We start from the raw sequence: 26,218 nt of genomic DNA, 5'->3' as shown, positions 1-26,218 counted from the left end.
TTGTTCCGAGTGTGATCCCAGTCATGTTTCAGCAATGAAAAGGCAAAGCCGTCAATGCTGCGCGCAGGCGTCCACATCGGCCGTGCGTCCCTCGAAGGTGGGCGAGGCGCCGGCCGAGGGCGACGCCGTCACCCCGTCGGAGCCGGCCCCCGGGCTCGCCCCCGCGCCCGGCGGCCGGACGGCCGGCGGCCGGACGGCCGGCGGCCGGTCGGCCCGCAGCGCGTCGAACAGCTGGGTGGTCTGCGGCTGGACGAACTCGTCCCGGTCCGAGTCGTAGCGGTACGGGCGGCGCGGCGCGGTCAGGAACACCACGTCCCGGGAGGGGATGCCGCGCAGGTCCTGGGTGAGGTCGTACAGCGCGCCGAGCGAGGACAGTCCGCCGTCCGCCTTCACCGATGAGGTGGCCGCGTCCAGCACCGGCCACAGCTTGGCCGGGTTCAGCAGCACCCCCTGCGACTGCACCTTGCGGATCAGTGAGGCCAGGAACTGCTGCTGACGGCCCATCCGCTGGGTGTCGCTGCCGTCGCCCAGGCTCTCCCGGGCGCGGACGTAGCCGAGCGCCTGCTCGCCGTGCAGCACCTGGCGGCCGGCCGGCAGGTCCAGCTTGGCGTCCTTGTCGTGGATCGCCTGCGGCACGCACACCTCGACCCCGCCGATCGCGTCCACCATCGTCTTGAAGCCGCTGAAGTCGAGGATCACGTAGTGGTCGATCCGGATGCCGCTCAGCTGCTCGACGGTGCGGATCGAGCAGGCCGGACCGCCCAGCTCGAACGCCCAGTTGAACTGCATCGTCCCCGGCTTGCTCCGGCTGCCGTCCGGCTTCTCGCAGGAGGGCACGGTGACCATGACGTCGCGCGGGATGGAGACCGCCGTCGCGTGCTTCCGGTCGGCGGCCAGGTGCAGCAGGATCGTGGTGTCCGAGCGCTGGGTGCCGGCCTCGCCGCCGTACGACGAGTTCGCGCCGGAGCGGTCGTCACTGCCGATCAGCAGGATGTTCTCGGCGCCGTCGGCCCCCGCCGAACGGCTCGGGCGCTCGGCCTCCAGCTTGGCCAGCAGCCGGTCGGTGGCCGAGTCCGTCCTGATGTTGCCGTCCAGCTTGCGATACGCGATCCAGAGCAGCACGCCGGTGGCGACCAGCAGGAACGCGACGACGCCGGCGGTGATCATCAGCCACCGCCGGCGCCTGCGCGGGCGTCCCGGTCTGCCCGGGGGAGCGTTCTCCGGGGGAGTCCGGTCGGTCGGGGGGTGCTCGGTGTCGTCCTCGGCCATGGCGGGGATCCCTACCCGCCGGGGCCGTCCCGGGGTCAGCCGAGGCGCACAGTCACCCGTTCGGATTCGGTCCGCTTCTCCCACTGCCCGTCGTCCAGGCCGTCGGAGTTGCGGCACAGCACCACCGAGGCACCGGCCGCCAGCGGGGCCAACAGGCCGGCCTCCAGGCCCGTCCAGTCGTCGAAGGAGAGGGTGGACAGCACCCGGTCCCCGGGCTTGAGGCCGAGCCGCGCGGCGCCCTCCCGGGCCAGCGCGACGGTCTGCTCGCCGGTCAGCTTCAGCGGCAGCCCGTCCACCGAGGTCTCCAGGGCCGGCCCGTCCGGGGCGACGGGGGAGTACGGCGCGAAGCGGTCGCCCTGCCCGGGCACCTCGGCGGCGTAGTCGAGGAAACCGTCCGGACGGTGCGGGAAGCGGCCGCCGAGCGGACGCAGGGCGAGCGCCACCCGCTCGCCCTCGCAGGCCTGGGCAGCCTCCAGGCCGTCCGGGCCGCTCACCACCAGGTCGGCGGCGGCCGGGTCGCCGGCCGGCACCGCCGTCACGCCGACCGACCAGCAGGCCAGCAGCCAGACGGCGCTCTGCCAGTGGGCGGGCAGCAGCAGCGCGGCACGGTCGTCCGGGCCGGCGTTCAGCTCGTCCTGGAGGAGGTTGGCGGTCTTGGCGACCCAGTTGTCGAAGGTCCGGGCGGACAGTTCCACCCGTTCGCCGGTGGCGTCGTCGTAGAAAGTGACCAGCGGGGCCGCGGGATCGACCGAAGGGGTGCCGCCGCGCAGGTAGGCGTGCAGCAGCTCGACGGGGGTGCGGGCATCGGCAGCGAATGGCGCAGTCATGGTGCGCCCCAGCCTACGGCCTTCGAGTGGCAGGCCGGGAGGGGCGGCCGAACGGGCGCGGGGCGGCGTGGCAGCCCGCCCGATTTGCGGCGACGATCCCCTTCATGCGCCTTACAAACCAGGCTGCGCGCCTCTCCACCAGGGCTGTGAGCCTCCCACTGCTCGCCGGCTGCACCGCCGCCCTGCTGCTCCAGCCCGCACCCGCCGCCACCGCCGTGCCCCTTGCCACCGGCGGCGGCCGCACCGTCTCGCTCCGGCTGCCCGACGGACACGGCCTCGCGCCGCGCACCACCCCACCCTTCGACCTCCTCGGCCTCAGCTGGGACGGCTCCCCGGACGCCCTCGCCGGCGGAACCGCCCGGGTCCGCACCCGGGACGCGGCCACCGGCCGCTGGAGCGACTGGCACACCCTGGAGGCCGACACCGACGACGGCCCCGACCACGCCCCGCACGGCGCCAGCGCCCCGCTGTGGACCGGCCGCAGCGACGGCGTCGCCGTCGAGGTCCGGCCCGGCCCGGCCGGACCCCCGCCCGGACTGCGCGTCGAACTCGTCGACCCCGGCTCCGCCGCACCCGCCACCGCCGCCACCCGCACGATGCCCGCCGCACCCGCCGAGGGCGACCACCGGGCGCCGCGCCCGGCGATCGTCACCCGGGCCGGCTGGGGCGCCGACGAGTCCCTGCGCGACCCGGGCTCCGAGTACACCGGCCCGGTCCGCGAGGTCTTCGTCCACCACACCGCGACCGCCACCGAGTACGCCTGCGCGGACGCCCCCCGGGTGATCCGGTCGATCTACCAGTACCACGTCAGGACCAGCGGCTGGCGGGACATCGGCTACAACTTCCTGGTCGACCGCTGCGGCACGGTCTACGAGGGCCGGGCCGGCGGCGTCGGCCGGCCCGTCCACGGCGCCCACACCCTCGGCTTCAACACCGACTCCACCGGCGTCGCCGCGATCGGCACCTACGTCGACGCCGCCCCGCCCCAGCCCCTCCTCGACGGCCTCGCCGCGATCGCCGCCTGGAAGCTCGGCCTCGCCGACCGGCCCGCCGACGGCCGCACCAGGCTCACCTCCGCCTCCGACGCCAGCCGCTACCCCAAGGGCACGGTCGTCGACTTCGACGCCGTCTCCGGCCACCGCGACGCCTTCCGCACCGAATGCCCCGGCAGCGCCCTCCACGCCCGGCTCCCCGACCTGCGCGCGGCCGCGGCCAGACTCCAGACCTCCTAGGGCCGCGTATCCTTCATGGCCCCAGGCACCCCAGGAGGCGACAGCAGTGACCGGCGGCGAGGCGGTACGGCGTTGGCGGCCGGGCTTCCCGCTCGACCCGGTCCGGACCCTGCTCCCGCTGCGCCGGGGCCCCGCCGACCCCTCCTACCGCACCACCGGCGACGGCGCCGTCTGGCGCGCCTCCCGCACCCCGGCCGGCGTCGGCACCCTGCGGGTGCTGCCGCACCCCGCCGCCGCCGAGGTCGAGGCCACCGCCTGGGGCCCGGGCGCCCAGTGGCTGCTCGACCGGCTGCCCGCCCTGCTCGGCGCGGAGGACCACCCGGAGGCGCTGGTCCTTCCCCCCGGCCCGCTCCGGGACGCCCAGCGCCGCACCATCGGGGTGCGGCTCACCCGGACCGGCCTGGTCCTGGAGTCCCTCGTCCCCGCGATCCTGGAACAGAAGGTCACCACCGACGAGGCCTACCGCGCCTGGCGCACCCTGCTACGCGACTTCGGCACGCCCGCCCCCGGCCCCGCCGAGGGCATGCGGGTGGCGCCGTCGGCCCGCGAGTGGGCGATGATCCCGAGCTGGGAGTGGCACCGGGCGGGCGTCGACCCCAAACGCTCGGCCACCGTCCAGCGCGCGGTCCGGCTGGCCCCCCGCCTGGAAGAGGCCTCCGCCATGGCCCACGAGGAGTCCTTCGCCCGCCTGACGGCCGTCCCGGGCATCGGCCCCTGGACCGCCGCCGAAACCCTCCAGCGCAGCAACGGCGACCCGGACGCCGTCTCGGTCGGCGACTTCCACCTCCCCAACCTGGTCGGCTGGGCCCTGGCCGGCCGCCCCCGCAGCGACGACGCCCAGATGCTCGCCCTCCTGGAGCCCTACCGCCCCCACCGCCACCGCCTCTGCCGCCTCCTGACGGCCACCACCCCCCACGCCCCCCGCTACGGCCCCAGACTCACCCCCGACGACCACCGAACCCGCTGAGCGGGGCGTGCTGGTGATCCTCGTCGTGAAGGTGGGCAACCGCCGGGAGGTCTACCGGGGCCGCTGAGATCCCTATCGCACCTCGATGAAGGCGTCCGCGCTGCGGTCCGGGCGGGGCCGGGGCGGTTCGGCGGGCCGGCCGACGGCGACGGCGCCCATCGGGTCCCATCCTTCCGGCAGGTCCAGGACCTGCCGCACGGTGTCGCGGCAGAACATGGTCGAGGAGACCCACGCCGTGCCGTACCCCTCCCCGGTCAACGCCACCAGCAGGTTCTGCACGGCGGCCCCCACGGCCACCGTGAACATCTCCCGTTCGGCCGCAGCCCGCCGCGCGTCCGGGTAGTCGTGCGAGCCGTCCATCACCAGGCACGGCACCACCAGGTACGGCGCGTCCCGCAGCACGTTTCCACGGGCGGTGCGCCGGGCGATCTTGGCCTCGTCCCAGCTGTCCAGCTCCCGCAGGTCCCGCTGCCACGCGCCGAGCATCGCGTCCAGCAGCCGCACCCGCGTCTCGGCGGACTCCAGCAGCACGAACCGCCACGGCGTGGTGTGGTGCGGGGCCGGCGCGGTGACGGCGGCGGCCACCGCGCGCCGCACCGCGGCCGGGTCGACCGGCTCGGCGGTGAAGGAGCGGACGGTGCGCCGCAGGGTGACGGCCTGGCGCAGCGCCTCCGAGGTGCCGAGCCGGAACATGTCGTCCGCGGCGGGCCGCACCAGTGGCCGGGTGCCGGCGCCGTCCTCGGCGGTGACGAGCCGGCCGAGTCCCCGCACGACGGCGACCGGGATGCCGCTGGCCTTGCCCTTGACCAGGTCGGCGGCGGCGGCGAGTTCGTCGGCGGTCGCGGTGACGGTGAGCACCAGCTCATTGCCGTGGCTGTCGGTGCGCCCCCGGTGGTCCTCCAGGACGGACAGCCCGGCGGCGCCGATCGCGACGTCGGTGAGCCCGTTGCGCCAGGGCCGGCCGAAGGTGTCGGTGACGACGACGGCGAGCCGGCGGCCGGTGAGCTGCTGGAGCCGGGCGCGCAGGGCGCGGGCCGAGGCGTCCGGGTCCTCGGGCAGCAGCAGCACGGTGCCGGGGGCGGTGTTGGAGGCGTCGACCCCGGCGGCGGCCATGACGAAGCCGTTGCGGTTCTCGACGATCCGGGCCGGTCCGCGCCGGGCGACCACCCGGACGGTCTCGGCGTCGATCGCGGCGTCGCGGTCGGCGGCGTGCAGCAGTCGGCCCTCGGCCTTGCTGACGATCTTCGAGGTGACCAGCAGGATGTCGCCGTCCCGGTACGTCCCGGCCTTGGCGATCAGCCCGGCCAGGTCGGCCCCGGCCCCGACCTCGGGGATGCCCTCGACCGGAAGGATCTCGACCGGGAGGCGCTCGGCCGTCACGTGCGGACCTGCTCCGCCAGCGCCAGCGCCGCCCGGGCCATCCCGGCGGTGGCCTCGACGTCGGTCATCAGCAGCGGGACGGCCCGGCAGGCGATCCCGGCGGCCTCGACGGCGGCCACGGCGTCCTGGTCCGCACTGTCCACCAACCAGCCGTCGATCAGGGAAGAGCCGTAGTTCAGCGCGACCGCCGCCGCGGTGGCCTCGACGCCGACGGCGGCGAGCACCTTGTCGGCCATGCCCCGCACCGGCGCCCCGCCGATGATCGGGGAGAGTCCGACCACCGGCGCCGGCGCGGCGGCGACGGCCTCCCGGATGCCGGGGACGGCCAGGATGGTGCCGATCGAGACGACCGGGTTGGACGGCGGGAAGAGGATGACGTCGGCCTCGGCGAGCGCCTCCAGCACGCCGGGCGCGGGCTTGGCGGTGTCCGCGCCGACCGGGATGATCGCCTCGGCGTCGACGGCGGCGTGCAGCCGGACCCAGTACTCCTGGAAGTGGACGGCCCGGGTGCCCTGCTCGTCGGTGATCCGCACGTGGGTCTCGACCCGGTCGTCGCTCATCGGCAGCAGCCGCACGCCGGGGTTCCAGCGCACGCACAGCGCCTCGGTGACCTGGCTGAGGCTGTACCCGGCGGTGAGCATCTGGCTGCGGACGAGGTGGGTGGCGAAGTCCCGGTCGCCGAGCCCGAACCACTCGGGGCCGACGCCGTACTCCTTCATCTCGGCCTTGATCGACCAGGTCTCGTCGGTCCGGCCCCAGCCCTGTTCCTCGTTGATGCCGCCGCCGAGGGTGTACATCACCGTGTCGAGGTCGGGGCAGACCTTGAGCCCGTAGAGGTGGATGTCGTCGCCGGTGTTGCCGATGACGGTGATCTCGTCCTGCGGTCCGACCGCCGCGAGGAGTCCGCGCAGGAAGCGCGCCCCGCCGATTCCGCCTGCCAGTGCCACGATGCGCATGGGGTCATCCTGCCACGGTCGGACTGCCCGTCAGGCTGCGGTCAGTGGGTCTCGGACTCGGCTGCGTGGGCGTGCTGCTCCGGGACGGCGGTGGCGGCGCCGTACTGGTTCATCTCGGTCAGGCCGGGGGTGTAGAGGTGGATGGAGACGGCGGGTTCGAGCGCGCCGTTGACCACCTCGTGCAGGTAGCCGGAGGAGAACACGCGCTGTCCGCCGGGGCGCAGGGTGCGGGCGCCTTCTCCGGCGTGCGTGAGGGAGCGTTCGATCAGCTCTCCCCGGACGACGGTCATCACGCCGGAGGACTCGCCGTGGTCGTGGAAGCCGCTGCTCTGGCCGGGCAGCCAGCTGAGCAGCCAGACCTCGTAGCCGGGGCCGGTCTCCAGCCGGGCGTACCAGCGGGTGAGCGCGTCGTAGCGGACCAGCGGTTCCCAGCGGGAGCGGTCGGCGGCGATCTCGCGGACCAGCCGGGCGTACCCGGCGACGGTGGTGGGGTGGCCGGGCAGGTCGGTGCGGGCGAGGTGGGGGAAGGCGAGCGGGTCGCCGGCGATGGAGACGTCGCTGAGGCCGTCGTTCCAGCGAACGGCGTCGACCTGGCGGGAGGTCTGGGCGGTGCGGCCACGGCGGGCGGGCTTGTTGCGGTCGCGGTTCCGCTTGCGGATGCGGATCATGCGCACGGGAGTCGTCCTCGGATGGGTCGGCTGGTCTGGGGGAGCAGCCGGATCCGGGATGTCCTGGGGCGGGATGTCGCGGGCGGCCTCTGTGCTTCCTGGGCGGCGCGCGGTGGGACGCGGGCGCCTAGATACAGCAGGAACAGAGGCGACAACAGGAGTTCACGGCACGGCGGAGCGTGGAACCGCTCCGGGGGCTGGCGAACTCTGACATGGGGGAAAGGACACCGCATCCGTGGGGTCGGTGTCAAACGGAACGATGCGGCATTCGAGTGGGTTAGGTCTGGATCTTGCCCGGATGGGGTGATTCATCACTCTCTATGTTTCGATGGGAAGATCGCCGGGAAGGCAGGCCGATGACCGGCCTGTGATGGTGACCGAGCGTCATTCCGCGAGTGGTAGCGGGCGTTTCGATGCCCTCCAGGCCTTTCAGGCCGAAGGCCCGATGTGTCCGAATATGTACACTATTCGTAACGGCTTGGTGCCAGGGAGTGAATCCCGGCCTCAATACCAGAGCTCGGCTTGACTGGGCCAGAGTGACGCAACTGTAATTTCACTCGTGTCGTCAGCCGCACGAGGCAACGGCAACCACGGGGACGCCAAGTAGGGGCAGAGGAGGCGCGCCACATGAGCGAGCTCTTTGAGCTGTTGATCGGGGACGGCATCACGGAGGAAGAGGAGGAATTCGGTTGGCAGGAGCGCGCGTTGTGCGCCCAGACCGACCCGGAGTCCTTCTTCCCCGAGAAGGGCGGCTCGACCCGCGAGGCCAAGAAGGTCTGCCTCGCCTGCGAGGTCCGCTCGGAATGCCTGGAGTACGCGCTCGCCAATGACGAGCGCTTCGGCATCTGGGGCGGCCTCTCCGAGCGCGAGCGCCGTCGGCTCAAGAAGAGCGCGGTCTGACCGGGCCGACCCCGGCCCCGCTGACCCTCCGCCACCGGCGGACGGTCGCACAGCTGTACGAGCGCCTCACCGCGACGGTGGGGCGCTTTCGTGTTCCCGGACCGCTTCCTGCCGGTCCCGGGCCCGCTTCTTCACCGCCTCCGCACCGGCACCGGGCACGAGGAGGCCATCCGGAGCCGTTAGTGTGGTGCGCCATCCGGTTGCCGTTCACCGGCTGTGTCCACCGAGAACTGGGGCCCGCGCACTCGATGACCGTCTACAGCCACCAGAGCGGCTTCACCGCTTCCAGGCCGCCCGCCTACCCGCGCCACCTGGTCACCGCGGTGATCGTCTCGCACGACGGCGCCCGCTGGCTGCCGCAGGCCCTGGCCGGTCTGCTCGGCCAGGACCGTCAGGTCCAGCGGATCCTCGCGGTCGACACCGGATCCACCGACAACTCCCCGCAACTGCTCGCCGACACCCTCGAGGACTGGCTGCCCGAGAGCGGCCCGCTGGTGCTCGGCCGCCGGGCCGGCTTCGGCGCCGCCGTCGCCGAGGCCGTCTTCAACAGCCCGCCGCTGCGCCCGGAGGACCTGCCCTACCGGCTCGACCCCTCCGGCTACGACCCGGTCACCGGCGGCTGGGACGACTACGGCGACCCGCTCGCCCAGGAGGACGACCTCGGCCGCGGCGGCCCGCGCGAGACCCAGCCGGTCGAGTGGCTCTGGCTGCTGCACGACGACTGCGAGCCGCAGACCGACGCACTGCGCCGCCTCCTCCAGGTCGCCGACTCCACCCCGAGCGCCGGCGTGGTCGGCCCCAAGCTGCGCAGCTGGTACGACCGCCGCCAGCTGCTGGAGATCGGCGTCACCATCGCCCGCTCCGGCCGCCGCTGGACCGGCCTGGACCGCCGCGAGCAGGACCAGGGCCAGCACGACCAGGTCCGCCCGGTGCTCGCCGTCTCCAGTGCGGGCATGCTGGTGCGCCGGGACGTCTTCGAGGAGCTCGGCGGCTTCGACAAGGCCCTCCCGCTGATGCGGGACGACACCGACTTCTGCTGGCGGGTCAACGCCGCCGGCCACCGCGTGGTGGTCGCCCCCGACGCCGTGCTGCGGCACGCCGAGGCGGCCAGCCGCGAGCGCCGCGCGATCGACTGCGGCCCCGCCCACCCGCACCGGGTGGACAAGGCCGGGGCCGTCTACACCCTGCTGGCCAACTGCAAGGGCGCGCTCTTCCCGTACGTGCTGCTGCGCCTGGTGCTCGGCACCCTGGTGCGGGCCGTCACCAACCTGCTCGGCAAGGACCCGCGCCAGGCGGTCGACGAGCTGGCCGGACTCGGCCACGAACTCGTCCGCTTCCCGCGGCTGTTGGCCGCACGCAAACACCGCGCCCGGACCCGCGCCGCGGACCCCCTGGACGACCGCACGCTGTTCCCGGCGCCCGGTGCCACCACCCGGCTGGCCGTCGAGGGCGTCATCGGCTCGCTCGGGATAGGGGGCGCCGACGACACCGGCAGCCGGCACGGCTCGGTCGAGGCGGGCGGTGACGAGGACGGCGAGGACCTCGTCATCGAGCAGTTCGCACTGATCAAGAAGCTGGCCCGGCGCCCCGCGCCGGTGCTGTTCGCCGCCCTGCTGGTGTTCGCCCTGGTCGCCTGCCGCGGCCTGTTCGGCAGCGGCGAGCTGTTCGGCGGCGCCCTGCTGCCCGCCTCCGACGGCGCGGGCGGACTGTGGGCGATGTACGCGGACGCCTGGCACCCGGTCGGCACCGGCTCCACCGCCGCCGCCCCGCCGTACCTCGGCGTGCTCGCGGTGCTCTCCTGGCTGCTGTTCGGCCACGCCGACCTCGCGCTCACCCTGCTGGTCGTGCTCACCGTCCCGCTCGCCGCGGTCAGCGCCTACCTGGTGTCCCGGCCGCTGCTGGACTCCAAGCTGGTCCGCGCCTGGGCCAGCGCCACCTACGCCCTGCTGCCCGCCGCCACCGGCGCGCTCGCCCAGGGCCGGATCGGCACCGCCGTCCTCGCCGTGCTGCTGCCGCCGCTGGCCCGCGCCGCGGCGATCGCGGCCGGCCTCGGCATCCGCCAGGAGAGCGCCGCCAAGGGCGCCCGCCCCGGCTGGCGGCCGGTCTGGATGACCGTCCTGCTGCTCACCCTGGCCACCGCCTTCGTCCCGCTGACCTGGGCGCTCGCCGTACCGCTGTGCCTGGCCATGCTGGTCTTCGCGGTGCTGCGCGGCGGGGCCCTCGGCTCCGGCGGCACGGCGCTGCGGCTGCTCGGCCTGCGCGTCCTGGTGATCCTCGCGGTGCCCGTCGCGGTGCTCGCCCCCTGGTCGCTGAAGGTGCTGTCGCACCCGCAGTGGCTGCTGCTGGAGGCCGGACTGCCCGGTCTGCACGGCGCCGGGGCGAGCGCGGCCGGCCTGCTGCTGGTCAACCCCGGCGGCGCCGGGGTGCCGCCGGTCTGGCTCTCCACCGGTGTCGTCCTCGCCGCGCTGGCAGCGCTGCTGCGTGCCGACCGGCGCCGCGCGGTGCTCGCCGCCTGGGGCGCGGCCGGGGCCGGGCTGGTCTTCGCGGTCGCGGTGGCGGGCGCCTCCGTCACCCCGGCCTCCGGCGGCCAGCCGGTGCCCGCCTGGGCCGGGCCGGCCACCCTGATCGCCGGGATCGCCCTGCTCGCCGCCGCCGCGATCGGCGCCGACGGCGCCAACGCCCGCGTCGCCGGGATCGCCTTCGGCTGGCGCCAGCCGGTGGCCGCGCTGGTGGTGGCCACCGCCGTGCTGGCCCCGCTGGGCACCGGACTGTGGTGGGCGCTGACCGGTGCCGGCGGTCCGCTGCACCGCGCCGCGGCCGGCCAGGTGCCCGCCTTCATCGCCGAGGAGGCCGGCACCAGCGACCGGGCCCGCACCCTCGTCGTCACCGGCCAGAAGGGCGCCGTCCGCTACACCGTGGTGCGCGGCGCCGGCCTGACTCTCGGCCAGGCGGAGTCCACCGTCGACCCGGCCACCGGAACCCAGGACGGCCTGAACAAGATGGTCGGCAGCCTGCTGGCCGGCTCCGGCGCCGACCAGGCGAACGCCCTGGCCGGCTACGGCATCGCCTACGTGCTGGTCGAGCGGCAGGCCGTCGACGCCTTCAAGGACGTCCTGGACACCACCCCCGGCCTGGTCAAGGCCAACCAGGACGGCGACGCCGCGCTCTGGCAGGTCAACGGCGCCCCCGCGGTGCGCGCGGTGATCACCGCCCCGGGAGCCACCCCGGTGGCCGTCCCGGCCGGGGTCCGCGACCTCGCCGCCACCGTCCCGGCCGGTCCGGACGGCCGGGTGCTGCGGCTCGCCGAGACCGCCGCCCCCGAGTGGAAGGCCACCGTGGACGGCACCGCCCTGGAGCCCACCACGGTCGACGGCTGGGCGCAGGGCTTCAAGCTCCCGGCCGCCGGCGGCAAGCTGAGCGTCACCCGGGAGGGCAGCCTCGCCCACACCGGCTGGATCTGGGCCCAGGTGCTGATCGGCCTCACCATCCTGGTGCTGGCCCTGCCCGGCCGCCGCAGCCACAAGGACGACGACCTGCCCGAGGAGGTGGTCGCCGCCGCCGCGCTGGCCGCCGCCCAGGCGCAGACCCCCGCCCCCGGCAGCCGCCGGGCCCGGCGGATGGCCGAGCGCGGCGAGGGCGGCGAGCCCGGCGCCGAGGAGCCCGGGGTGTACGACGGCCGGCCGGGCCCGATCCCGACGCAGCCCGTCGGCGAGCCGGTGGCCGGGGCGGTCCAGGCGGCCGCCGCCGTCCAGGAGGCCGAGCCGTACACCGACCCGTACCAGACGTACCAGCAGGCCGACCCGTACAGCTACGACCAGTACGCGGCCCAGCAGCCGGCAGCCGCGCCGTACGCCGGCCAGGGGTACGAGGGTCAGGGCTACGAGGGCCAGGGGTACGACGGCCACCAGCAGCAGGCCTACCCCCAGCAGGGGTACGAGCAGCAGGGCTACGACCAGCAGGGGTACGAGCAGCAGGGGTACGAGCCGTACCCGCAGGAGCAGTACGGCTACGACCCCTACCAGCAGCAGGGCGGTCAGCCCCAGCAGACCTGGCTGCCGGGCCAGCAGCAGGGCGAGCCGTACTACGACCCCAATGAACCCGGCGGCACCGGTCATCCCTCCGGGAACCACGGTCCCCACCAGCACGGATCGGGGAGCTGACCCGCGATGAAGAAGCCCGCATTCAGGAAGAAGTCCGACGCCGGGGCCGAGCCGTCCTTCGTGCCCGCCGCTGCCGCCGAGTCGGCGGGGGCCGCGGAGAAGGCCCCCGGCCGGGCGGGGAAGACCACCCAGTCCCTGCTGGCCGCGGCCGTGGTGCTGGCGGCCGTGTTCGGGATCGCCGAGGCACGCCCGCCGGCGAGCCCGGCCAAGGCGGACGGCGGGGCCGCCCCGAGCACCGCGCAGGTCGAGCGGACGGCTGCGGTCTGCCCGCAGCCCTTCCAGAGCCTGACCGGCTCGACCACCCTCACCGCCTACACCCCGCCCGGCACCGGCTCGGCCCCCGGCGGCGCCGGCTGGATCTCCGAGCAGGCCGCCCCGGCCATCCCGCCGACCGCGGCCCCCTCGGCTCCGGCACCGAGCGGATCGCCGACCGCCGCGCCCTCCACCACCCCGAGCGGCTCCGGCGCCCCGGCCACCCCGGTCCCGGACAAGAACGCCGCGCCCGCCGACGCCAAGCTGACCCTCACCAAGCCCGGCACCCCGGCGACCGGCCCGGCCTCCAACGGCGACGCCGCGCCCGGCACCGGGGCCGTCGCCACCGGCGCCCTCGCCCCCGGCTTCACCGTCACCCAGACCACCGTGGTCACCGAGCAGCGCGGCATGGGCCTGTCCGGCCTCACCTGCACCCCGGAGAGCACCAGCTTCTGGTTCGCCGGGGCCAGTACGGCCGGCGACCGGGTCGACTACGTCAGCCTGGTCAACCCCGAGTCCTCCGCCGCCGTGGTCGACATCAAGCTGTACGGCGACAAGGGCCTGATCGACAACGACGCCGCCAACGGCATCACCGTGGCCCCCGGCAGCTCGCAGTCCGTCCTGCTGTCGACCATCAGCAAGGGCGCCGTCACCGACCTCGCCGTGCACGTGGTGGTGCGCTCCGGGCGGCTCGGCGCCGCGCTGCACGCCGCCGACGGGGCCAAGGGCGCCGACTGGATCCCCGCCTCGACCGAGCCCGCCCCCACCCAGGTGCTGCCCGGCCTGCCCGCCGACACGGCCTCGGCCCGACTGGTGGTCTGGGCACCGCCGGAGGACGACGCCGACCTCAAGATCCAGCTGTCCGGCAAGAACGGCTGGTTCACCCCGGCCGGCAACGAGTCGATCCACGTCAAGGCGGGCATGGTGGCCGCCGTCGACCTCGGCAAGGTCACCCGGGACGAGGTCGCCGGGCTGCGGCTGTCGCCCAGCGACGACAAGCACCCCACCCCGGTCGTGGCGGGCCTGCGGGTCGACCGGGTGGGCGGCAACGGCAAGAGCGACGCGGCCTGGCTCACCGGCAGCGGCCCGGTCGGCGCCCGCGCCACCGTCGCCGACAACCGGGCCGGCGCCTCCACGGTGTTCCTGACCTCCACCGGCGACGCCGCCACCGTCAAGGTCACCGGCTCGGCCGGCAGCGGCGGCGGCACCCCGGTGACCAAGGAGGTCCAGCTCCCGGCCGGCGGTACGGTCGCCATCCCGGCGCCCGAGCCCGCCGGGCTGAACGGCGTCTTCGCGGTCACCGTGGAGACCGAGTCCGGCGGACCGGTGGTCGCCGCCCGGATGCTGGCCGTCCCCACCAAGGACGTGCCGATGTTCACCGTCCAGGCGCTGCGCGACGACCACAGCACCGTCCAGGTCCCGCAGGCCACCCAGGACCCCGGCGTCGTGCTGCGCTGACCCGGGCCTTCCGGGGCCCCGCGGGGCCCCGGAAGGTCACTCCTCGTCGTAGCGCGGGTCGATCGCGTCCGGCGACAGCCCCAGCAGCTCGGCCACCTGCTCGATCAGGATCTCGTGCACCAGCGCCGCCCGGTCCTCCCGGGTCTTCGCCCGGATCTCCACCGGCCGCCGGTAGACCACGATCTGGCTCTTGTGCCCCTTCTGACCCGGTGACACCCGGCCCAGCGGCACGCCGTCCTCGGTGTCGGCGCCGTCCGGCTCGTGCAGCGGTACCTCCTGCACGGCGAACTCCACCTCGATCAGCTGCGGCCACCGCCGCTCCAACCGCTCCACCGACTCGCGCACGTAGTCGTCGAACAGTTCGGAGCGGGTGAGCGAGATCGGCACCTGGGGCGGGGCCAGCGGGCCGCGCAGCCCCCTGCCGTGCCGGTCGCGGTGCCGGGGGCGGCGCGAGGGGCCTGTCGATGACTGCGGTGCGGAGCTGTCCATATCACTGCCGAGAGTAGTCCTTGGCGGGTCGGAAGTGGACCACTCCGACGGGGGAATCGCCGGTGCGACGGCGCGTGCCGGAACAGCCGGAGCGAGCCGGACGGCAGGAGCCGGACGGCGCGCCCGGGGGCGCCCCCGGGCCCCGGCGACGGGCTGCCCGGGGGCTGCCGGTCCGCGACACGGCACCCCGCCGGGCAGGCGGTCTTCGCTCCCCGGCGGGGAGTGCGGTACCGTCCACCCTCGTGAGCTCTGTACGTCGTTGTTCGCGGACCGCGTGCGGCCGACCGGCCGTCGCGACGCTGACGTACGTCTACGCGGACTCCACCGCTGTGCTGGGCCCGCTCGCCACCTACGCCGAGCCGCACTGCTACGACCTGTGCGCCGAGCACGCCGAGCGGCTCACCGCCCCGCGCGGCTGGGAGGTCGTCCGGCTCGCCGCCGAGGCCGGGCCGCTGCGCCGCAGCAGCGACGACCTGGAAGCCCTCGCCAACGCCGTCCGCGAGGCCGCCCGCCCGCAGACCCCCCGTCAGGGCCGCGGCCCCGACGGCGATTCCACCGAGGGCGGCCGCCGCGGCCACCTCCGGGTCCTGCGCTCGCCCGACAACTAGGGCGTGCCCTGACCCCGTCCCGGCACGGTGCGTTCGCCCGGCCCGGGTACGCTGCCCGTCTGACATCCCCCGCGATCCGTCGACCGGACGCGCGGGTGGCCCGACGTATCGATCAGCACAGAACCAGGGTGGAGCCGCAGTGCGCGACCTCAAGCAGCTCGTGAAGGCGTACGACGTCCGAGGTGTCGTCCCGGACCAGTGGGACGAGAGCCTGTCCCGGGCCTTCGGCGCCGCATTCGTGCAGGTCACCGGGGCGACCGCGATCGTGGTCGGGCACGACATGCGCCCCTCCTCGCCGTCGCTCAGCCGGGCCTTCGCCGAGGGCGCGGCGGCCTACGGCGCCGACGTGGTCGAGATCGGCCTCTGCTCGACCGACCAGCTCTACTACGCCAGCGGCAAGCTCGACCTGCCCGGCGCGATGTTCACCGCCAGTCACAACCCGGCCCAGTACAACGGCATCAAGCTCTGCCGGGCCGGCGCCGCCCCGGTCGGCCAGGACACCGGCCTGTCCGAGATCCGCGAGCTGGTCGAGTCCTGGACCGCCGAGGACGACACCGTCACCGTCCCGGCCCGGGACGTGAAGCCCGGCGCGCTCTCCGCCGAGGAGACCCTGCGCGGCTACGCCGACCACCTGCTGGGCCTGGTCGACCTCACCGCGATCCGCCCGCTGAAGGTCGCCGTGGACGCCGGCAACGGCATGGGCGGCCACACCGTGCCGACCGTCTTCGACGGCCTGCCGCTCGAACTCGTCCCGATGTACTTCGAGCTGGACGGCACCTTCCCCAACCACGAGGCCAACCCGCTCGACCCGAAGAACCTGGTCGACCTCCAGGCCAAGGTCCGCGAGGTCGGCGCCGACATCGGCCTGGCCTTCGACGGCGACGCCGACCGCTGCTTCGTCGTCGACGAGCGCGGCGAGCCGGTCTCCCCGTCCGCGATCACCGCCCTGGTCGCCGCCCGCGAGATCGCCCGCGCCCAGGCCGCCGGCGAGGCCGAGCCGACGATCATCCACAACCTGATCACCTCCTGGACCGTCCCCGAGGTGGTCCGCGAGCTCGGCGCCACCCCGGTGCGCACCCGGGTCGGCCACTCCTTCATCAAGCAGGAGATGGCCGTCACCGACGCCGTCTTCGGCGGCGAGCACTCGGCCCACTACTACTTCCGCGACTTCTGGCGTGCCGACACCGGCATGCTGGCCGCGCTGCACGTGCTGGCCGCGCTCGGCGGCCAGCCGGGCACCCTCTCCGAGCTGACCGCCGAGTACGACCGCTACGCCGCCTCCGGCGAGATCAACAGCACCGTCGCCGACCAGGCCGCCAGCACCGCCGCCGTCCGCGCCGCGTACGCCGGCCTGGAGGGCACCACGGTGGACGAGCTGGACGGCCTCACCGTGGCCGGCCCGGACTGGTGGTTCAACCTGCGCGCCTCCAACACCGAGCCGCTGCTGCGCCTCAACGTCGAGGCCAAGGACCCGGCGCGGATGGCCGAACTGCGCGACGGCGTGCTCGCCATCGTCCGCGCCTGACCGGACCGCGCCTGACCGAAGCGCGCGGTGCCCCGGCCGGTAGGGTTGCCTATCGGCCGGGGCACCTCCGTGCCACCACCGAACTTTGGAGAGCCCCATGAAGCTCGAATCCTTCCTGCTGGAGATCCTGGTCTGCCCGCAGTGCCGGGCCGCGCTCGTCGAGGGCGGCACCGAGGAGCAGCCCGAGCTGCTCTGCACCGGCGCGGACTGCGGCCTCGCGTACCCGGTCCGCGAGGGCATTCCGGTCCTCCTGGTGGACGAGGCCCGCCGCCCGGCCTGATCCTGTTGGGGCCGACCAGTCGACCAGCCCCACCCGCGCCCGCCGCCCACACAGGACAGCCGGAGGCCCGCCGCATGCTCGACGACACCCTGCTCGACGACCCGGCCGCCCTCCAGCGCGCCGACCACGACCGAGCCCTGCTGGCCCTGGCCGGCGCCGGTGCCCGGGTCCGCACCGCGCTGCGGCAGGCCGACGCGGCCGGCCTCGACCGGCTGCGCCCGGACGGTCGCCCGCGCGCCGTCCTGGTCGCCGGGCACGGCAGCGCCCTGACCGCGGCCGAGATCCTCGCCGCGCTGGCCGGGTCCGCCACCCTGATCGCCCCGCTGCCGCCGACCGAGGCCGCCGCCCCGCGCGCCGACCGGGCCGGCGCCCCGCCCGCCTTCACCGCCGGACTCGGCTGGCAGCTGCCCGGCTGGGCCGGCCCGCTCGACCTGCTGGTGGTCAGCTCCGCCGCCGGCGGCGAGCAGGGCCTGATCGGCCTCGCCGAGCAGGCCTACGCCCGCGGCTGCGCCGTCGTCGTCACCGCCCCGCCCGGCAGCCCGCTGGCCGAGGCCGCGCTGCAGGTGCGCGCGCTGCCGCTGCCGTACGTCGGCACGGTGCTGCCCGACGAGGACCCGACCGCCGCGCCCGCCGCCGAGCCGGACCTGCCGGCCGAGGACCCGGCCGCGCTGTGGTCCCACCTGACCCCGCTGCTGGCGCTCGCCCAGAAGCTCGGCCTCACCCAGCTGCCCTATGACGCGCTGCCGGCCGTCGCCGACCTGCTGGACACCGCCGCCGTGCGCTGCCGCCCGGACGCCGCCGCGTACACCAACCCGGCCAAGGGTCTGGCCGCGCGGCTCGCCGGAACCGTCCCGCTGCTCTGGGCCGAGGGCCCGGTCGCCGGTGCCGCCGCCGCCCGCTTCGCCGCCCAGCTGGCCGACCGGGCCGGCCGCCCGGCCCTGGCCGGCGCGCTGCCCCAGGTGCTCACCGCCCACCGCGGCATGTTCACCGGCCAGTTGGGCGCGGGCGCCGACCCGGACGACTTCTTCCGCGACCGGGTCGAGGAGCCCGACCCGCTGCACCTCCAGGTGCTGCTGCTGCGGCACCTCCCCGGGACGGACGGGCCGGAGGCCGCGCCGGAGCAGGACGGCCCCGTCGAGGTCACCGAGGACGACGAGCGGCCGCGCAGCTTCGGCGTGCGCCGCGCCCACCGGTTGGCCGCCGCCCACGACGTACGGCTCACCGAGTACGCGAGCACCCTCGCGGACCCGCTGCACGCGCTGGCCGACCTGATCGCGCTGACCGACTTCGCCGCGGTCTACCTGGGGCTCGCCGCCGCGCAGTCCTGATGCCGCTAGGTTGTGCGCATGAGCACTGAGGGCGGGACGAAGGCACTGGTCGCGGCGCTGTCCGCCAACCTGGCGATCGCGGCGGCCAAGTTCACCGCCTTCGGCTTCACCGGCTCCTCCTCGATGCTGGCCGAGGGCGTGCACTCGGTGGCCGACTCCGGCAACCAGGTGCTGTTGCTGATCGGCGGCAAGCGGGCGCGCCGGGAGGCGGACGAGGAGCACCCCTTCGGGTACGGGCGTGAGCGCTACGTCTACGGCTTTCTGGTGGCGATCGTGCTGTTCAGCGTCGGCGGGCTGTTCGCGGTCTACGAGGGCTGGCACAAGGTCAACCACCCCGAGACGCTGGACTCCTGGGGCTGGGCGGTGGGCGTGCTGCTCTTCGCCGTCGCGATGGAGGGCTGGTCCTTCCTGACCGCGGTGCGCGAATCCGCCAAGGCCAAGGGCGGCCAGGGCTGGGTGCAGTACATCCGCACCGCCAAGGCGCCGGAGCTGCCGGTGGTGCTGCTGGAGGACACCGGCGCGCTGATCGGCCTGGTGCTCGCGCTGCTCGGCGTCTCGCTCACCGTGATCACCGGCGACGGCGTCTGGGACGGCGTCGGCACCCTGTGCATCGGCGTGCTGCTGGTGGTGATCGCGGTGGTGCTCGCGCTGGAGACCAAGTCGCTGCTGCTCGGCGAGTCCGCCGACAAGGAGTCGGTGCGGCGGATCCGTGCCGCGCTGGTGGACGGCGAGGCGGTCACCGGGGTGATCCACATGCGCACCCTGCACCTCGGTCCGGAGGAGCTGCTGGTCGCCGCCAAGGTCGCCGTCAACGCGGAGGACAGCGCCGACCGGGTGGCACGGGCCATCGACGCGGCCGAGGAGAGGGTCCGCGCCGCCGTTCCGATCGCCCGGGCGATCTACCTGGAACCGGACGTCTACAGCGCCGAGAAGGCCGCCGCGGGCGAGGACCCGGCGGCCACCCCGGGCGGCCCGGGGCCGGAAGCGGCGCACTGACGGACCGTCCGCCCGGGACCGGAGGCCGGCCCCCGGTCCCGGGCTCCCGGCGGCTCGGGCCCCGGTCGAGCGGTGGTCGGATCCGACCGCCCAAATCACTCATCTGCGGACGCCCGACGGGGCCATCGGTGTAGATTCGTCACCAGAGCCAGAACGTCGCTGCTGATGGCGGTCGATCGGCGGTCCGCGCCCGTAGGGTGTGCGCCGGTCGAGGGAGAGAGGTCCTCCGACGGTTTGTGCTGCGCAGCAGGGAGCCGGTCCGCCACCACGGGATCCGGCGGCCCCGGCGTAGCCGTGCGTCCGTACGGCCCGCCATGCGCATCGCACATCCGTACCTTGGCCGTGCCCCACCCCCATCAGCGAGGAGCAGACGCATGTCGACCGACATCACCGGTGACTTCAAGGTCGCCGACCTTTCCCTGGCGCCGTTCGGCCGCAAGGAGATCCAGCTGGCCGAGCACGAGATGCCCGGCCTCATGTCCATCCGCGCCGAGTACGCCGCGTCGCAGCCGCTGGCCGGCGCCCGGATCACCGGCTCGCTGCACATGACCATCCAGACCGCCGTGCTGATCGAGACCCTGACGGCGCTCGGTGCCGAGGTCCGCTGGTGCTCCTGCAACATCTTCTCCACTCAGGACCACGCGGCCGCGGCCATCGCCGTCGGCCCGGAGGGCACCCCGGAGAACCCGAAGGGCGTGCCGGTCTTCGCCTGGAAGGGCGAGACCCTGGAGGAGTACTGGTGGTGCACCGAGCAGGCGCTGACCTGGCCTGACGGCCAGACCCCGAACATGATCCTGGACGACGGCGGCGACGCCACCCTGCTGATCCACAAGGGCGTCGAGTTCGAGAAGGCCGGTGCCGCTCCGGATCCGTCCACCGCGGACAACGACGAGTTCCGGATCATCCTGGAGCTGCTCAACCGCACGCTCAAGGAGACCCCGAACAAGTGGACCGAGGTCGCCGCCACCATCAAGGGCGTGACCGAGGAGACCACCACCGGTGTCCACCGCCTGTACGAGATGCACCGTGACGGCCAGCTGCTGTTCCCGGCGATCAACGTCAACGACTCGGTCACCAAGTCGAAGTTCGACAACAAGTACGGCTGCCGCCACTCGCTCATCGACGGCATCAACCGCGCCACCGACGTCCTGATCGGCGGCAAGGTCGCCGTCGTCTGCGGCTACGGCGACGTCGGCAAGGGCTGCGCGGAGTCGCTGCGCGGCCAGGGCGCCCGCGTCATCGTCACCGAGATCGACCCGATCTGCGCGCTCCAGGCGGCGATGGACGGCTACCAGGTCGCCACCCTGGACGACGTGGTCGAGATCGCCGACATCTTCATCACCACCACGGGCAACAAGGACATCATCATGGCCTCCCACATGGCCCGGATGAAGCACCAGGCCATCGTGGGCAACATCGGCCACTTCGACAACGAGATCGACATGGCCGGCCTGGCCAAGCTCGACGGCATCGTGAAGACCGAGATCAAGCCGCAGGTCCACGAGTGGCGCAAGGCCGACGGTCGCACCATCATCGTCCTCTCCGAGGGCCGCCTGCTGAACCTGGGCAACGCGACCGGCCACCCGTCGTTCGTGATGTCCAACTCCTTCGCGAACCAGACGATCGCCCAGATCGAGCTGTTCACGAAGACCGACGAGTACCCGATCGGCGTCTACGTGCTGCCGAAGCACCTGGACGAGAAGGTCGCCCGCCTGCACCTCGACGCGCTGGGCGTGAAGCTGACCACCCTGAGCCAGGAGCAGGCCGACTACATCGGCGTCCCGGTCGAGGGCCCGTACAAGTCGGAGCAGTACCGCTACTGATGCGGTGAGTTCCTGCTGACGCCGGTGGCCGGCACCCCTGGGCGGGGTGCCGGCCACCGGCGCGCCCGGGCTCAGCGCAGGTTGCCGGTCGTCCAGGTGCTCTCGTCCGCACCGGTGACGTGCGCCAGCTTCAGCAGGCCCGCCAGGCCGCCGACCCGGTCGAGTCGGGGCAGGACGTCGGGCATCGTGGACGCGCAGAGCTGCAGGCCGCCCTCGTGCCGACACTGCGAGACGGGCGCGAGGCCCTTCAGGTCTCCCTCCGGGGCCGCGGTGACGGTGACGATCTTGCCGTCGACCGCGAGGGCGATCCGCGCCTCCCAGGGCACCGTTCCGGTGTAGCGGGCCATGGAGGCGGAGTCCGGCCGGATCGACGCCGGAACCCCGCTCAGCCAGAGCGGCATCGGGACGTCCCGGCTGCCGCCCGTGACGGACTCCGCGATCCGGATCAGGTCCCCGTCGGGGATGGCCTGGTCCTCGAAGTGCGTCGCCCTGATCACCGCCCACCGGCCGTCGGCGGTCTGCCACCGGAGGACCCGGTCGCTGCTGTCGTAGCGCGGCTCGGACGGATGCTCGACCCAGTACGCCGTCCGGCCGTTGACCGGGGGAGCCGGGACCTTGGCCTCGTCCGGACCGGTCCCGAGGACCGGCTCGGGGCCGGGGGCGAGGAGGGCGATGAAGAGGCGCCGGTAGGCCGGCTTCGGTTCGACGGCGGTGAGATTGGAACCGAAGGTGCCCGTGGTGTAGCTGACACCGTGCTCGCGGTCCACCCAGTCGGGCAGCCAGCCGACCTTGAGCTCGGAGGTCAGCGCGGGGGTGCCGTCGACCGCCTTGTCGGCGGGGGAGGGCGTCGGGGTGACCGCGGCCGGGGCGGAGGCCGGCGACGTTGCGGGCGTCGCGCTCCCGGTCCGGGGCGACAGCGCGGTGAAGCCGACCGTGAGCGCCGTCGCGACGGCCACCGCAGCGATCGCCGCCCCCTGCCGGGCACGCAGCCGGGTGCGGCCCCGGGCGATGGACACGGTGGCGTCGAAGGCCGGAGGCGGGGCCGGCTCTTCGGCCAAGTCGCGCAGCTGGAAGGCAAGTTCAGCATTCTCGAGGTTGATCATGAGGTCCTCTCCACGATCGTGGGAACGGGAACGAGACTGCCGCGCAGGGTGTCCAGGGCCCGGGAGCTCTGGCTCTTGACGTTGCCCGTCGAGCAGCCCAGCGCCTCGGCGGCCTGGTCGATCGACAGGTCGCAGTAGTAGCGCAGGACGACGGTGGCCCGTTGTCGGGGCGGCAGGGCCGCGAGTGCCCGGCGCAGGTCGAGCGAGGCGTCCAGGTCGAGGACCGCGGCCGCGGATTCCGGGTCGACGTCCGTCCGTACCGTGCGGCGCCACCAGGAGGTGCGCTGCTCGGCGAGGAAGGTGTTGACCAGCGTGCGCCGGGCGTAGCCGTCCAGGTTGTCCGCCCGGCTCGCCTTGGACCAGTGCACGTACAGCTTGGTGATGGTCTCCTGCACCAGGTCGTCGGCCCGGTGCCAGTCCCCGCACAGCAGATAGGCGACCTTCCGCAGCCAGCCGCCCCTGGAGGCCACGTACTCCGTGAACTCCGCGTCGCGCGTCTGCTTCGCCATCCGCACCCCCTCTCGTCGTCCTGCTCGTGGTTCTGCTCTGTGGTCGGGGCGGCGTCTCCCGCGCCGTCCGCCCCTCTGATGCGGGCGGCTCCGCGGAATGTTGCACGGGGTGCGCACGTAGGCTTTCCGGCATGCCCAACGGCCGGTACTCACTGCACGACAGCCACGACCACCTCCTGCTCGGCGAGGAGCGCTTCAGCTGTGCGCCCGGGGCGGCCGGCTGGCGCTACGTCTCCAAGACCTACGCGCCGGACGGGCGGGTGATCGGCAGCGTCGACCTGACGCTGGACTCGCGGGCCCGGCCGCTGCGGATGGAGCTGCGGGCGGGCGGCTGGCAGGTGCGCGGCGGCGCGGTGGACGGGGTGGCCTGGGTCCGCACCGACGCGGCCGACCCGGGCGGCGAGCACGCGGCGGAGGGGCACGACCGGGCGCACGGCTTCGCCGGGCGCTCGCCGGGTTTCCTGGTCGCCACGGCCCGGATGCTGCGGCTGCGGGAGGGGGCGAGTGCGCGGGTGCGGCTGGTGGCGTTCACCGAGCCGGTGCTGGCGCCGCGCACCTTCGACCAGGGGTGGCTGCTGGAGGGCGTGGACACCCACGAGACGGACTCGGGGCCGCTGTTGGTCGAGCGGTACCAGGTGGGGGACCTGGAGACGGGGGAGCAGCAGGTCGTGCACCTGGCGGGGGACGTGGTGCTGGCGGCGGAGGGGATCGAGCTGGAGGAACTGCAGTCGCCGCCGAACGCCTGGCCGGTCGGGGAGTAGGGCGGACGGTCCGGCGGGCGGTTCAGCCGGGCGGTTCAGGCACGTGGTTCAGGCGGGGGTCGGGCGGGGGCGGGCGGGGGTTCAGGCGGGCGGGGCGAAGCCGGCGTCGGGGGCGGGGGCGGGGGCGGCGGGTCGCGGGGGCTGCACGGGCTGCGCGGGCTTGACGAAGGACGGGACGGCGGGCGCCGGGGCGTACGGGCCGGGCAGCGGTGCGGGCGCGGGTGCCGCGGGAACGCCGAGGACGCGGTGGGGGCGGCCGTCGGCCGTGGGGACCGGGGCGGCAGCCGGGTGCGGGACGGGCGGCTGGACGGGTGCCGAGGCCGCGAACCGCTGCTGGGCGCGCATCCACTCCCGGCGCTGGCGCTCGGTGAGCACCGCGCCCAGGTACGCGGCCGGGTGCAGCCCCGGCGGCACCGGGTTGCCGATCCGGGCGGCCAGGTCCTCGGCCAGCCCGGTGGACATCCGGAACGTCACAGCCGGGTCCAACTGACCGATCCGGCCGAGCAGTTGGCGGATCGCCAGCCAGAGCGGCTCGGGCACCGCGGAGAAATCCATCGCGACCAGCTCGCGGCCCATGTCGTGCAGCAGTTGCGGGTGCACCGGGGGCAGCGGGCTGACCGCGCCGGCGCCGGCCGGGGTGCGCTCGCGGACCACGACCGTCCCGGCGAAGATGTCGCCGAGTCGCTTGCCGTCCGAGTTCAGCGCGGAGGTGATCACGGCCGGGGCGCCGGTTATCGCGATCAGCTCGAAGAAGCCCACCAGCCCGCGCACCAGCGAGTGCCGGAACCGGACCGGCCCGCCGTCGGTGCGCACCACCCGCAGGCCGAGCGCGGCCTTGCCGACCGAGCGCCCGTGGCTGAAGGTCTCGATCATCACCGGCACGGCGACCAGGTAGAAGACCGTCATCCCGAGCATCGTCGCCGCCAGCGCCGCGGTGTCCAGGTCGGTCAGGGCGACGCTCATCACCAGTGTCGACACGAACAGCGCGGCGAACTCGATGAGGAGGTCGAGCACGATCGCCAACGCCCTGCTCGGAAGCTTCGCCGTCTGCAGGTCGAGGACGACCGCCTCACCCGTCACCAGGTCGCTCAAGACACCTGTCCGTTCACGCTCATGCGAGCAGGTGGGAGCGGCGCTCGGATCCGCCCCCACTGCTCGCTCTCCGCAGTCTGATCCGCAGCCGCAAACATACGGCGCCCGGTGGGCGCACGGGAAGTGAGATCCCGGCGGTCGGGGCGGCGACGGCTCCTGGCATGCTGGGCCCGCACGTGTCCGCACGTACCTGCCCGACCGCGCACGCGCGCCTCGCGCCATCGCCGACCATGGAGCCGCCGAATGGACCTGGACGTCTTCGTCGCCACCCACCAGGGGGAGTGGGCCCGGCTGGACGCCCTGGCCCGTAGGCGCCGGCTCAGCGGCGAGGAGGCCGACGAGCTGGTCACCCTCTACCAGCGCGTCACCGGCCACCTCGCCAAGGTGCAGGCCGCCGCGCCGGACCCGGCACTGGTCAGCCGGCTGACCAGCCTGGTCTCGCGGTCCCGCAGTGCGGTGACCGGCGCCCGCAGCAACGGTTGGCAGGACGTCGCCCGCTACTACACGGTGAGCTTCCCGGCCGCGCTGTACCGCGCCCGCCGCTGGTGGGTGCCGGTCGCGGTGGTCTCGATGGTCTTCACCGTGCTGATCGCCTGGTGGATCGCCACCCACCCCGAGGTCCGGAACAGCCTCATCGCGCCCGACGACCTGCGGGAGATGACCCGCCCCGGCGGACAGTACGAGGCGTACTACTCGGACCGGCCGGCCAGTTCCTTCGCCGCCCAGGTCTGGACGAACAACGCCTGGATCGCCGTGCAGTGCCTGCTCTTCGGGATCGCCCTGGGTATCCCGGTGCTCATCGTGATGTGGACCAACGTGGTCAACCTCGCTGTCGGTATCGGACTGATGGCCTCCGCCGGGCGGCTCGACATCTTCCTCGGCCTGCTGATCCCGCACGGTCTGCTGGAGCTGACCACGGTCTTCGTGGCCGGAGGCCTGGGCCTGCGACTCGGCTGGACTGTCATCGACCCCGGCCCGCGCACCCGTGCGGTGGCGCTGGCGGAACAGGGCCGCTCGATCATCGGCATGGGAATCGGGCTGGCGACGGTGCTGGCGGTGGCCGGAACGCTGGAAGCCTTCGTGACCCCGTCCGGTCTGCCGACCTGGGCGCGCATTTCCATCGGAGTCGTGGCCGAGGCGGCGTTCCTCACCTATGCCCTGATCCTCGGCCGGAAGGCCGCGGCCAGCGGCGAGTTCGGCGATGTGGACGCGGCCGATCGGGCGGACCTCCAGCCTGTCGCCGCCTGAGCCGATGTGATCAACAGGCCCCTGACCTGCTACTCTTCTCGCATCCCGACCAAACCATTGACGTGGTGAGGGTGGGCTAGTAGGTTTCAACGGTTGGGACTGACTGGACAACGGTCAGCCCGGGCGTTAGTGTCTACGACACCGCCGAAATCGAGGCGAGCGTGTTTCACGAAATGCGCATCCTCTGATGAAGCAAATCCCACGGACAGAACACTCCGAAGGCTTTGATAGGCTTCGGGACGAAGTTCGCAGGAAATCCCGCCAGCGGGAATCGGATGAATGAAACTCCGGAAAACGGAGCGGAAAACATCTGGTAAGCTGGAAACACGAAAGAACGAAGCGCCCGGAGGGCCCGCTGGAAGGCGGTCCGAAGGAAGCGTCCGTTCC

At 74.0% G+C, this 26,218-nt stretch carries 23 protein-coding genes; 13 read left to right on the top strand and 10 right to left on the bottom strand.

Features of this window, described 5'->3' with window-relative positions:
- Positions 1 to 51 precede the first annotated feature (51 nt).
- A complete protein-coding gene (locus ABTY61_RS37255) occupies positions 52 to 1,269 on the bottom strand; it encodes an LCP family protein (RefSeq protein ID WP_350509626.1) in 1,218 nt (405 codons plus the stop codon).
- Between the two features lie 35 nt (positions 1,270 to 1,304).
- A complete protein-coding gene (locus tag ABTY61_RS37250) occupies positions 1,305 to 2,096 on the bottom strand; it encodes a TIGR03089 family protein (RefSeq protein ID WP_350509625.1) in 792 nt (263 codons plus the stop codon).
- 104 nt (positions 2,097 to 2,200) lie between these two features.
- Between ABTY61_RS37250 and ABTY61_RS37245 the strand changes: the two genes are divergently transcribed.
- Positions 2,201 to 3,328 carry a peptidoglycan recognition protein family protein gene (locus ABTY61_RS37245; protein WP_350509624.1) on the top strand — a complete coding sequence of 376 codons (1,128 nt, stop codon included), beginning with the start codon at positions 2,201 to 2,203 and terminating at the stop codon, positions 3,326 to 3,328.
- Between the two features lie 46 nt (positions 3,329 to 3,374).
- On the top strand, positions 3,375 to 4,295 hold the full coding sequence (locus ABTY61_RS37240; RefSeq protein WP_502895496.1) for a DNA-3-methyladenine glycosylase family protein: 921 nt from the start codon (positions 3,375 to 3,377) through the stop codon (positions 4,293 to 4,295).
- Positions 4,296 to 4,367: 72 nt separating this feature from the next.
- Here ABTY61_RS37240 and ABTY61_RS37235 read toward each other — a convergent pair whose 3' ends face one another.
- From ABTY61_RS37235 to ABTY61_RS37225, 3 genes are read right to left on the bottom strand one after another with little or no spacing between them, the layout of a single operon-like run.
- On the bottom strand, positions 4,368 to 5,675 hold the full coding sequence (locus ABTY61_RS37235; protein ID WP_350509623.1) for a coenzyme F420-0:L-glutamate ligase: 1,308 nt from the start codon (positions 5,673 to 5,675) through the stop codon (positions 4,368 to 4,370).
- Positions 5,672 to 6,631 carry a 2-phospho-L-lactate transferase gene (cofD, locus tag ABTY61_RS37230; protein ID WP_350509622.1) on the bottom strand — a complete coding sequence of 320 codons (960 nt, stop codon included), beginning with the start codon at positions 6,629 to 6,631 and terminating at the stop codon, positions 5,672 to 5,674. Before cofD ends, ABTY61_RS37235 begins: the two co-directional genes overlap by 4 nt.
- A gap of 41 nt (positions 6,632 to 6,672) precedes the next feature.
- Positions 6,673 to 7,305, bottom strand: a complete 633-nt coding sequence (locus ABTY61_RS37225) for a cysteine dioxygenase (protein WP_350509621.1) — start codon at positions 7,303 to 7,305, stop codon at positions 6,673 to 6,675.
- A gap of 621 nt (positions 7,306 to 7,926) precedes the next feature.
- Between ABTY61_RS37225 and ABTY61_RS37220 the strand changes: the two genes are divergently transcribed.
- The 3 genes from ABTY61_RS37220 (at position 7,927) to ABTY61_RS37210 (ending at position 14,069) form a co-directional block, all read left to right on the top strand.
- Positions 7,927 to 8,199: a WhiB family transcriptional regulator gene (locus ABTY61_RS37220; protein ID WP_350509620.1), complete on the top strand. Its 273-nt coding sequence runs from the start codon at positions 7,927 to 7,929 to the stop codon at positions 8,197 to 8,199.
- Between the two features lie 248 nt (positions 8,200 to 8,447).
- Positions 8,448 to 12,359, top strand: coding sequence for a glycosyltransferase (locus ABTY61_RS37215; protein WP_350509619.1), 3,912 nt, complete (start codon positions 8,448 to 8,450; stop codon positions 12,357 to 12,359).
- Between the two features lie 6 nt (positions 12,360 to 12,365).
- Positions 12,366 to 14,069 (top strand): DUF5719 family protein, encoded by a 1,704-nt coding sequence (locus tag ABTY61_RS37210; RefSeq protein ID WP_350509618.1) that lies wholly within the window; start codon positions 12,366 to 12,368, stop codon positions 14,067 to 14,069.
- A 36-nt stretch (positions 14,070 to 14,105) separates the two neighbouring features.
- Here ABTY61_RS37210 and ABTY61_RS37205 read toward each other — a convergent pair whose 3' ends face one another.
- On the bottom strand, positions 14,106 to 14,558 hold the full coding sequence (locus ABTY61_RS37205) for a metallopeptidase family protein (RefSeq protein ID WP_350509617.1): 453 nt from the start codon (positions 14,556 to 14,558) through the stop codon (positions 14,106 to 14,108).
- Positions 14,559 to 14,722: 164 nt separating this feature from the next.
- Between ABTY61_RS37205 and ABTY61_RS37200 the strand changes: the two genes are divergently transcribed.
- From ABTY61_RS37200 to ahcY, 6 genes are all read left to right on the top strand, one after another.
- A complete protein-coding gene (locus ABTY61_RS37200; protein ID WP_350509643.1) occupies positions 14,723 to 15,166 on the top strand; it encodes a DUF3499 domain-containing protein in 444 nt (147 codons plus the stop codon).
- A 139-nt stretch (positions 15,167 to 15,305) separates the two neighbouring features.
- A complete protein-coding gene (locus tag ABTY61_RS37195) occupies positions 15,306 to 16,691 on the top strand; it encodes a phosphomannomutase/phosphoglucomutase (RefSeq protein WP_350509616.1) in 1,386 nt (461 codons plus the stop codon).
- Between the two features lie 97 nt (positions 16,692 to 16,788).
- Positions 16,789 to 16,971 (top strand): Trm112 family protein, encoded by a 183-nt coding sequence (locus tag ABTY61_RS37190; RefSeq protein ID WP_350509615.1) that lies wholly within the window; start codon positions 16,789 to 16,791, stop codon positions 16,969 to 16,971.
- 74 nt (positions 16,972 to 17,045) lie between these two features.
- Positions 17,046 to 18,299, top strand: a complete 1,254-nt coding sequence (locus tag ABTY61_RS37185; protein ID WP_350509614.1) for an SIS domain-containing protein — start codon at positions 17,046 to 17,048, stop codon at positions 18,297 to 18,299.
- Positions 18,300 to 18,317: 18 nt separating this feature from the next.
- Positions 18,318 to 19,295 (top strand): cation diffusion facilitator family transporter, encoded by a 978-nt coding sequence (locus tag ABTY61_RS37180; RefSeq protein ID WP_350509613.1) that lies wholly within the window; start codon positions 18,318 to 18,320, stop codon positions 19,293 to 19,295.
- A gap of 374 nt (positions 19,296 to 19,669) precedes the next feature.
- On the top strand, positions 19,670 to 21,118 hold the full coding sequence (ahcY, locus tag ABTY61_RS37175) for an adenosylhomocysteinase (RefSeq protein ID WP_350509612.1): 1,449 nt from the start codon (positions 19,670 to 19,672) through the stop codon (positions 21,116 to 21,118).
- A gap of 71 nt (positions 21,119 to 21,189) precedes the next feature.
- On the opposite strand, the gene ABTY61_RS37170 is transcribed toward ahcY, so the two are convergent.
- Both ABTY61_RS37170 and ABTY61_RS37165 read right to left on the bottom strand, forming a co-directional pair.
- A complete protein-coding gene (locus ABTY61_RS37170; RefSeq protein ID WP_350509611.1) occupies positions 21,190 to 22,221 on the bottom strand; it encodes a hypothetical protein in 1,032 nt (343 codons plus the stop codon).
- On the bottom strand, positions 22,218 to 22,730 hold the full coding sequence (locus ABTY61_RS37165) for a SigE family RNA polymerase sigma factor (RefSeq protein ID WP_350509610.1): 513 nt from the start codon (positions 22,728 to 22,730) through the stop codon (positions 22,218 to 22,220). Before ABTY61_RS37165 ends, ABTY61_RS37170 begins: the two co-directional genes overlap by 4 nt.
- Positions 22,731 to 22,861: 131 nt before the next feature.
- Between ABTY61_RS37165 and ABTY61_RS37160 the strand changes: the two genes are divergently transcribed.
- Complete coding sequence (locus ABTY61_RS37160; RefSeq protein ID WP_350509609.1) at positions 22,862 to 23,491, top strand: hypothetical protein; 630 nt, start codon at positions 22,862 to 22,864, stop codon at positions 23,489 to 23,491.
- An 81-nt stretch (positions 23,492 to 23,572) separates the two neighbouring features.
- Here ABTY61_RS37160 and ABTY61_RS37155 read toward each other — a convergent pair whose 3' ends face one another.
- The gene (locus tag ABTY61_RS37155; protein ID WP_350509608.1) at positions 23,573 to 24,583 is read right to left on the bottom strand and encodes an RDD family protein; all 1,011 of its coding nucleotides are present in this window, start codon (positions 24,581 to 24,583) and stop codon (positions 23,573 to 23,575) included.
- A gap of 243 nt (positions 24,584 to 24,826) precedes the next feature.
- Here ABTY61_RS37155 and ABTY61_RS37150 point away from each other — a divergent pair, with 243 nt between their 5' ends.
- Positions 24,827 to 25,831 carry a stage II sporulation protein M gene (locus tag ABTY61_RS37150; RefSeq protein ID WP_350509607.1) on the top strand — a complete coding sequence of 335 codons (1,005 nt, stop codon included), beginning with the start codon at positions 24,827 to 24,829 and terminating at the stop codon, positions 25,829 to 25,831.
- Positions 25,832 to 25,997: 166 nt separating this feature from the next.
- On the opposite strand, the gene ABTY61_RS37145 is transcribed toward ABTY61_RS37150, so the two are convergent.
- A partial coding sequence (locus ABTY61_RS37145; RefSeq protein ID WP_350509606.1) for a hypothetical protein occupies positions 25,998 to 26,218 on the bottom strand: 221 nt, incomplete at its 5' end.

Origin of the sequence: Kitasatospora sp. NPDC096128, from assembly GCF_040303105.1 — a bacterium.
GTDB lineage: Bacteria > Actinomycetota > Actinomycetes > Streptomycetales > Streptomycetaceae > Kitasatospora.
This window is presented reverse-complemented; position numbering and strand designations above follow the sequence as displayed.

Excerpts from the sequence above, each read along its gene's own strand:
- ABTY61_RS37180 (WP_350509613.1), top strand. The coding sequence starts at position 18,318 with ATGAGCACTGAGGGCGGGACGAAGGCACTGGTCGCGGCGCTGTCCGCC.
- ABTY61_RS37205 (WP_350509617.1), bottom strand. The coding sequence starts at position 14,558 with ATGGACAGCTCCGCACCGCAGTCATCGACAGGCCCCTCGCGCCGCCCC.
- ABTY61_RS37160 (WP_350509609.1), top strand. The coding sequence starts at position 22,862 with ATGCCCAACGGCCGGTACTCACTGCACGACAGCCACGACCACCTCCTG.
- ABTY61_RS37170 (WP_350509611.1), bottom strand. The coding sequence starts at position 22,221 with ATGATCAACCTCGAGAATGCTGAACTTGCCTTCCAGCTGCGCGACTTG.
- ABTY61_RS37210 (WP_350509618.1), top strand. The coding sequence starts at position 12,366 with ATGAAGAAGCCCGCATTCAGGAAGAAGTCCGACGCCGGGGCCGAGCCG.
- ABTY61_RS37185 (WP_350509614.1), top strand. The coding sequence starts at position 17,046 with ATGCTCGACGACACCCTGCTCGACGACCCGGCCGCCCTCCAGCGCGCC.
- cofD (WP_350509622.1), bottom strand. The coding sequence starts at position 6,631 with ATGCGCATCGTGGCACTGGCAGGCGGAATCGGCGGGGCGCGCTTCCTG.
- ABTY61_RS37220 (WP_350509620.1), top strand. The coding sequence starts at position 7,927 with ATGAGCGAGCTCTTTGAGCTGTTGATCGGGGACGGCATCACGGAGGAA.
- ABTY61_RS37245 (WP_350509624.1), top strand. The coding sequence starts at position 2,201 with ATGCGCCTTACAAACCAGGCTGCGCGCCTCTCCACCAGGGCTGTGAGC.
- ABTY61_RS37215 (WP_350509619.1), top strand. The coding sequence starts at position 8,448 with ATGACCGTCTACAGCCACCAGAGCGGCTTCACCGCTTCCAGGCCGCCC.
- ABTY61_RS37165 (WP_350509610.1), bottom strand. The coding sequence starts at position 22,730 with ATGGCGAAGCAGACGCGCGACGCGGAGTTCACGGAGTACGTGGCCTCC.
- ABTY61_RS37250 (WP_350509625.1), bottom strand. The coding sequence starts at position 2,096 with ATGACTGCGCCATTCGCTGCCGATGCCCGCACCCCCGTCGAGCTGCTG.
- ahcY (WP_350509612.1), top strand. The coding sequence starts at position 19,670 with ATGTCGACCGACATCACCGGTGACTTCAAGGTCGCCGACCTTTCCCTG.
- ABTY61_RS37255 (WP_350509626.1), bottom strand. The coding sequence starts at position 1,269 with ATGGCCGAGGACGACACCGAGCACCCCCCGACCGACCGGACTCCCCCG.
- ABTY61_RS37190 (WP_350509615.1), top strand. The coding sequence starts at position 16,789 with ATGAAGCTCGAATCCTTCCTGCTGGAGATCCTGGTCTGCCCGCAGTGC.
- ABTY61_RS37150 (WP_350509607.1), top strand. The coding sequence starts at position 24,827 with ATGGACCTGGACGTCTTCGTCGCCACCCACCAGGGGGAGTGGGCCCGG.